We start from the raw sequence: 1,703 nt of genomic DNA, 5'->3' as shown, positions 1-1,703 counted from the left end.
TGGCTGCTGCAGCTGGGCCAGCGGCGCGACTGGGCCACCCTGGCCAGCGAGCTGCCCCACTACCGCATGAACGACGACCGCGAGTTGCGTTGTTACGCCCTGATGCTCGACGCGGTGGACCGGCGCACGCCCGCCGATGTGGTGGCCACCCAGGTGCAGCGCCTCTGGCTGAGCCAACGCGACGCCGACGACGGCTGCGCCACCGCCGCGCAGGCCCTGCTCGACAGCGGCCATCTCGCTCCCGAAGTGGCCTGGCGACGCGCCCGGCTGGCGATGGAGGCCAACCGCCCGCGCACGGCCGAACAGGCCGTGGCGATGCTCGACCCGGGCTGGGTGGCCACCGTCAGCGCCATCGCTCGCGACCCCGCGAAGTACCTGGACGAAAAGATCACCGCGATCCGCCCGCGCACCAAGGAGCTGGTGACGCTGGCCATCATTCGCCTGGCGGATAAAGAACCGGCGCTCGCGGCGCTGGAGATGGAGCACACGCGCTGGAAGGCCCAGCTCACGCAGGAAGAGCGCAGCTGGCTCTGGGGCGTGATCGGCAAGCGCGCGGCGCAAAAGCTGCACGACAACGCACTGACGCACTTCACCCGCGGGCAGGCCAACCTCATGCACAGCGACCACCTGGCCTGGATGGCGCGCGCCGCCTTGCGTGCCGGGGACTGGGGCACTGTGCGCGACGCCATCGCCGCGATGGACGAGGCCCAGCAGCGCGAGCCGGTGTGGGTGTACTGGCGCGCCCGCGCCATGCAGACGCTCAAGGAACCCGACGCGCTGGCGGCCACGGCGCGCTCGCGCGAGCTGTACGCCTCCATCGCCTCGTCGCGCGGCTTTTACGAGCAGCTGGCGCTGGAAGAACTGGGCCGCCTGGTGACGGTGCCGCCCGAGCCCGAACCCCTGCAGCCGCAGGAGTTGCGGGCCGCCGAGCGCAACCCCGGCCTGCAACGCGCGCTCGCCGCCATCCGCCTGGGACTGCGCAGCGAGGGCGTGCGCGAGTGGAACTACACCGTCGGCCTGCACACGCCGGGCGGCATGAACGAGCGCGAACTGCTCGCCGCCGCCCAACTGGCCTGCCAGAACGATCTGTGGGACCGCTGCATCAACACCAGCGAGCGCACACCGCAGGCCCAGGACCATGCACAGCGCTTTCCCATGCCGTACCGCAGCACCGTGGTGAGGCGCGCCAGCGAGATCGGCCTGGACCCGGCCTACGTGTACGGCCTGATCCGCCAGGAAAGCCGTTTCGTGATGGACGCGCGCTCCGGCGTGGGCGCTTCGGGCCTGATGCAGGTGATGCCAGCCACGGCGCGCTGGACCGCGCGCAAGATCGGGCTGACCGACTTCCAACCACACCAGATCGGCGAGCGCGACACCAATATCGCCATCGGCACGGCCTACCTGAAGTTCGCGCTGGACGACTTCGAGGGTTCGCTGCCCATGGCCGCCGCGGCCTACAACGCCGGCCCCGGGCGCCCCCGGGCCTGGCGCAACGGGCCGGTGCTGCCCGGCGACATCTGGGCCGAGAACATCCCGTTCGACGAGACCCGCGACTATGTCAAGCGCGTGCTGGCCAACACCACCAACTACGCCGCCATTCTGAGCGGCCGGCCACAGTCGCTGCGCGCGCGGCTGGGCATGGTGGGGCCGCGCGCCGACCCCACCGCGGTCAACCGCGAGCTGCCCTGACCAGCCCCACCCCC

At 71.5% G+C, this 1,703-nt stretch carries 1 protein-coding gene; it reads left to right on the top strand.

Annotation, left to right across the window (positions count from 1 at the left end; translation table 11 throughout):
• Positions 1–1,689: lytic transglycosylase domain-containing protein (locus V6M57_RS00420; protein ID WP_332812999.1), on the top strand; the 1,689-nt coding region annotated here is incomplete at its 5' end.
• Positions 1,690–1,703 lie beyond the last annotated feature (14 nt).

The organism is Ramlibacter sp., assembly GCF_036676645.1.
GTDB lineage: Bacteria > Pseudomonadota > Gammaproteobacteria > Burkholderiales > Burkholderiaceae_C > Ramlibacter.
The sequence above is the reverse complement of the archived record's forward strand: the minus strand, read 5'-3'. Positions and strand labels throughout refer to the sequence as shown.